This is a genomic window from Herbihabitans rhizosphaerae (genome assembly GCF_004216555.1).
GTDB classification, from domain to species: domain Bacteria; phylum Actinomycetota; class Actinomycetes; order Mycobacteriales; family Pseudonocardiaceae; genus Herbihabitans; species Herbihabitans rhizosphaerae.
Genome location: NZ_SGWQ01000023.1, coordinates 1 through 5376, shown reverse-complemented (window position 1 = coordinate 5376; position 5376 = coordinate 1). Strand labels below are relative to the sequence as shown.

Below are 5376 nucleotides of genomic sequence, written 5' to 3'. Positions count from 1 at the left end.
GTGTGCGTGTGTTGTTTGAGAACTCAACAGTGTGCCGATGTAAGCCAGTAGAGCTTATTATGAACCCCTTTGTGGGTTCCTTTGAGGATTGACTAGTACGAGTCGATCGGATTTTCAAACATTCATTGTTGGAGAGTTTGATCCTGGCTCAGGACGAACGCTGGCGGCGTGCTTAACACATGCAAGTCGAACGATGATCCAGTTTCGGCTGGGGATTAGTGGCGAACGGGTGAGTAACACGTGGGTAACCTGTCCTATACTTTGGGATAAGCCTGGGAAACTGGGTCTAATACCGGATATGACTTCGCATCGCATGGTGTGGGGTGGAAAGCTCCGGCGGTATGGGGTGGGCCCGCGGCCTATCAGCTTGTTGGTGCGGTAGTGGCGTACCAAGGCGACGACGGGTAGCCGGCCTGAGAGGGCGACCGGCCACACTGGGACTGAGACACGGCCCAGACTCCTACGGGAGGCAGCAGTGGGGAATATTGCGCAATGGGCGAAAGCCTGACGCAGCGACGCCGCGTGAGGGATGACGGCCTTCGGGTTGTAAACCTCTTTCGACATCGACGAAGCCTTTCGGGGTGACGGTAGGTGTAGAAGAAGCACCGGCTAACTACGTGCCAGCAGCCGCGGTAATACGTAGGGTGCGAGCGTTGTCCGGATTTATTGGGCGTAAAGAGCTCGTAGGCGGTTTGTTGCGTCGGCCGTGAAAACCTGCGGCTTAACTGTGGGCTTGCGGTCGATACGGGCAGACTTGAGTTCGGTAGGGGAGACTGGAATTCCTGGTGTAGCGGTGAAATGCGCAGATATCAGGAGGAACACCGGTGGCGAAGGCGGGTCTCTGGGCCGATACTGACGCTGAGGAGCGAAAGCGTGGGGAGCGAACAGGATTAGATACCCTGGTAGTCCACGCCGTAAACGGTGGGCGCTAGGTGTGGGCGACATCCACGTTGTCCGTGCCGTAGCTAACGCATTAAGCGCCCCGCCTGGGGAGTACGGCCGCAAGGCTAAAACTCAAAGGAATTGACGGGGGCCCGCACAAGCGGCGGAGCATGTGGATTAATTCGATGCAACGCGAAGAACCTTACCTGGGCTTGACATGCACTAGACATCCCTAGAGATAGGGCTTCCCTTGTGGTTGGTGTACAGGTGGTGCATGGCTGTCGTCAGCTCGTGTCGTGAGATGTTGGGTTAAGTCCCGCAACGAGCGCAACCCTCGTTCCATGTTGCCAGCACGTTATGGTGGGGACTCATGGGAGACTGCCGGGGTCAACTCGGAGGAAGGTGGGGATGACGTCAAGTCATCATGCCCCTTATGTCCAGGGCTTCACACATGCTACAATGGCCGGTACAGAGGGTTGCGAGACCGTGAGGTGGAGCGAATCCCTTAAAGCCGGTCTCAGTTCGGATCGGGGTCTGCAACTCGACCCCGTGAAGTCGGAGTCGCTAGTAATCGCAGATCAGCAACGCTGCGGTGAATACGTTCCCGGGCCTTGTACACACCGCCCGTCACGTCACGAAAGTCGGTAACACCCGAAGCCCACGGCCCAACCCTCGGGAGGGAGTGGTCGAAGGTGGGACTGGCGATTGGGACGAAGTCGTAACAAGGTAGCCGTACCGGAAGGTGCGGCTGGATCACCTCCTTTCTAAGGAGCACCCCAAACCCTGACATCAGCTAGATGGTGTTGGTGGGAGGGCTAGGTTGAATCACCGTTCGTGTGGTTGCCTGGTGGCTCAAGAATGTGGAACTACTGGTTGAGCGTTATCTCGGTTTGTGCTGGTCGAGTTAGTACTGCTGCCTTTGGCGGCGTGGAAGGGTCGATCGGGGTGGATTGAGGGAATGTGTGCGGCACGCTGTTGGGTCCTGAGACAACACACGGTTGTGTGGGTTGTTTCTGGTTCTGGTCAGGGAATCCCTGTCGGCTAGACGGCCAACGTTGTTGGTGTGGTGGTCGTGTGTGGGGGTTTGGCTGGTTGGTGTTTGAGAACTGTACAGTGGATGCGAGCATCTTTGTGGTCAAGTTTTTAAGGGCACATGGTGGATGCCTGGGCATCAGGAGCCGATGAAGGACGTGGGAGGCTGCGATATGCCTCGGGGAGCTGTCAACCGAGCTGAGATCCGAGGATTTCCGAATGGGGAAACCCGGCCCCAGTCATGTGGGGTCACCATCATCTGAATGTATAGGGTGGTGGGGGGAACGCGGGGAAGTGAAACATCTCAGTACCCGTAGGAAGAGAAAACAATTGTGATTCCGTGAGTAGTGGCGAGCGAAAGCGGAGGAGGCTAAACCGAATGCGTGTGATACCTGGCAGGGGTTGCGTGTTCGGGGTTGTGAGACCCACTTTTCAGGTCTGTCAGCCTGATAGCGAGTCAGAAATTCTTGTGTTAGCCGAAACTGTTTGGAAAACAGTACCGTAGACCGTGAGAGTCGGGTAGGTGAAAGCACTTGAACTTGTTGTGGTGTTCTCAAGTAGCAGCGAGCTCGTGAAATTTGCTGTGAATCTGCCGGGACCACCCGGTAAGCCTAAATACTTCCTGGTGACCGATAGCGGACTAGTACCGTGAGGGAAAGGTGAAAAGTACCCCGGGAGGGGAGTGAAAGAGTACCTGAAACCGTGTGCCTACAAGCCGTCAGAGCTCTAAGTTCCCTTTGGGGGACGGGGTGATGGCGTGCCTTTTGAAGAATGAGCCTGCGAGTTAGTGCTGCGTGGCGAGGTTAACCTGTGTGGGGTAGCCGTAGCGAAAGCGAGTCTGAATAGGGCGTTTGAGTCGCGTGGTCTAGACCCGAAGCGGAGTGATCTACCCATGGCCAGGGTGAAGCAACAGTAAGATGTTGTGGAGGCCCGAACCCACCAGGGTTGAAAACCTGGGGGATGAGCTGTGGGTAGGGGTGAAAGGCCAATCAAACTCCGTGATAGCTGGTTCTCCCCGAAATGCATTTAGGTGCAGCGTCGTATGTTTCACCTCGGGGGTAGAGCACTGGATGGTCTAGGGGGCCTACAAGCTTACCGAAATCAACCAAACTCCGAATACCGAGGTGTGAGAGTGCGGCAGTGAGACTGCGGGCGATAAGGTTCGTAGTCGAGAGGGAAACAGCCCAGAACACCAGCTAAGGCCCCTAAGTGTGCGCTAAGTGGGAAAGGATGTGGGGTTGCCCAGACAACCAGGAGGTTGGCTTGGAAGCAGCCATCCTTGAAAGAGTGCGTAAAAGCTCACTGGTCAAGTGATCCTGCGCCGACAATGTAGCGGGGCTCAAGCGCACCGCCGAAGCTGTGTCATTCACACAATACATCCGCCCATCCTTTCGGGGGTGGGTGCAGTGGTGTGGGTGGGTAGGGGAGCGTCCTGCATCCGTGGAAGCCGTGACGGAAGTTAGCGGTGGAGGGTGTGGGAGTGAGAATGCAGGCATGAGTAGCGAAAGACGAGTGAGAAACTCGTCCGCCGGATGACCAAGGGTTCCTGGGCCAGGCTAATCCGCCCAGGGTAAGTCGGGACCTAAGGCGAGGCCGACAGGCGTAGTCGATGGATAACGGGTTGATATTCCCGTACCCGTGTGGATGCGCCCCTGATGAGGTCGGTGATACTAACCACCCAAAGCCCGCTTAACCCAGCACTTCGGTGTTGGGGTGGTGGGTGGAGCGTGGGACCTGAGCCGGTAGTAGTCAAACGATGGGGTGACGCAGGAGGGTAGCTCCGCCAGTGAATGGTAGTACTGGTGTAAGCCTGTAGCCCGAACGGTAGGCAAATCCGCCGTTCATGTGGGTGAGAGGTGATGCATAGCCGAATGAGGCGAAGTAGGGTGATCCCATGCTGCCGAGAAAAGCCTCTAGTGAGTGTCCATGCGGCCCGTACCCCAAACCGACACAGGTGGTCAGGTAGAGAATACTAAGGCGATCGGGTGAACTGTGGTTAAGGAACTCGGCAAAATGCCCCCGTAACTTCGGGAGAAGGGGGGCCAAACCTCTTGAAACCCTTTGCGGGTTAGGGAGGGGTGGCCGCAGAGACCAGCGGAAAGCGACTGTTTACTAAAAACACAGGTCCGTGCGAAGTCGCAAGACGATGTATACGGACTGACGCCTGCCCGGTGCTGGAACGTTAAGAGGACCGGTTAGTCCCCTTTTGGGGGGCGAAGCTGAGAATTTAAGCGCCAGTAAACGGCGGTGGTAACTATAACCATCCTAAGGTAGCGAAATTCCTTGTCGGGTAAGTTCCGACCTGCACGAATGGCGTAACGACTTTCCGGCTGTCTCAACCACAGGCCCGGCGAAATTGCACTACGAGTAAAGATGCTCGTTACGCGCGGCAGGACGGAAAGACCCCGGGACCTTTACTATAGCTTGGTATTGGTGCTTGGTTCGGTTTGTGTAGGATAGGTGGGAGACTGTGAAGCGGCCACGCCAGTGGTTGTGGAGTCAATGTTGAAATACCACTCTGATCGTACTGGGTGTCTAACTTCGGACCATGATCTGGTTCAGGGACAGTGCCTGGTGGGTAGTTTAACTGGGGCGGTTGCCTCCCAAAGGGTAACGGAGGCGCCCAAAGGTTCCCTCAGCCTGGTTGGCAATCAGGTGTTGAGTGCAAGTGCACAAGGGAGCTTGACTGTGAGACCGACAGGTCGAGCAGGGACGAAAGTCGGGACTAGTGATCCGGCGCTGGCTGGTGGAAGCGGCGTCGCTCAACGGATAAAAGGTACCCCGGGGATAACAGGCTGATCTTGCCCAAGAGTCCATATCGACGGCATGGTTTGGCACCTCGATGTCGGCTCGTCGCATCCTGGGGCCGGAGTAGGTCCCAAGGGTTGGGCTGTTCGCCCATTAAAGCGGTACGCGAGCTGGGTTTAGAACGTCGTGAGACAGTTCGGTCCCTATCCGCCGCGCGCGCAGGAGACTTGAGGAAGGCTGTCCCTAGTACGAGAGGACCGGGACGGACGAACCTCTGGTGTGCCAGTTGTCCCGCCAGGGGCATGGCTGGTTGGCTACGTTCGGAAGGGATAACCGCTGAAGGCATCTAAGCGGGAAGCCTGTTCCAAGATGAGGTCTCCCACCCCTTCGAGGGGTTAAGGCCCCCACCTAGACCAGTGGGTTGATAGGCCAGAGATGGAAGCCCGGTAACGGGTGAAGTTGACTGGTACTAATAGGCCGAGGGCTTGCCCACAAACATGCTACGCATCCACTGTACGGTGTCTGAAACACCAAACAACCCCACCAATAGGTGGACTGACCAGGTTGTTTGACGGACTGTTTCATAGTGTTACGGCGGTCATGGCGGAGGGGAAACGCCCGGTCCCATCCCGAACCCGGAAGCTAAGCCCTCCAGCGCCGATGGTACTGCACTCGAGAGGGTGTGGGAGAGTAGGACACCGCCGGACTTCTTTT

3 rRNA genes are annotated in these 5376 nt (G+C 56.7%); all 3 read left to right on the top strand.

Going from position 1 to position 5376, the window contains the following annotated elements:
- Positions 1–125: 125 nt before the first annotated feature.
- The 3 genes from EV193_RS33005 (at position 126) to rrf (ending at position 5369) form a co-directional block, all read left to right on the top strand.
- Positions 126–1646, top strand: a 16S ribosomal RNA gene (locus EV193_RS33005).
- Positions 1647–2015: 369 nt separating this feature from the next.
- Positions 2016–5155 (top strand): 23S ribosomal RNA (locus EV193_RS33000).
- Between the two features lie 97 nt (positions 5156–5252).
- Positions 5253–5369 (top strand): 5S ribosomal RNA (rrf, locus tag EV193_RS32995).
- The 16S, 23S and 5S rRNA genes sit together here, the layout of an rRNA operon.
- Positions 5370–5376: the final 7 nt, after the last annotated feature.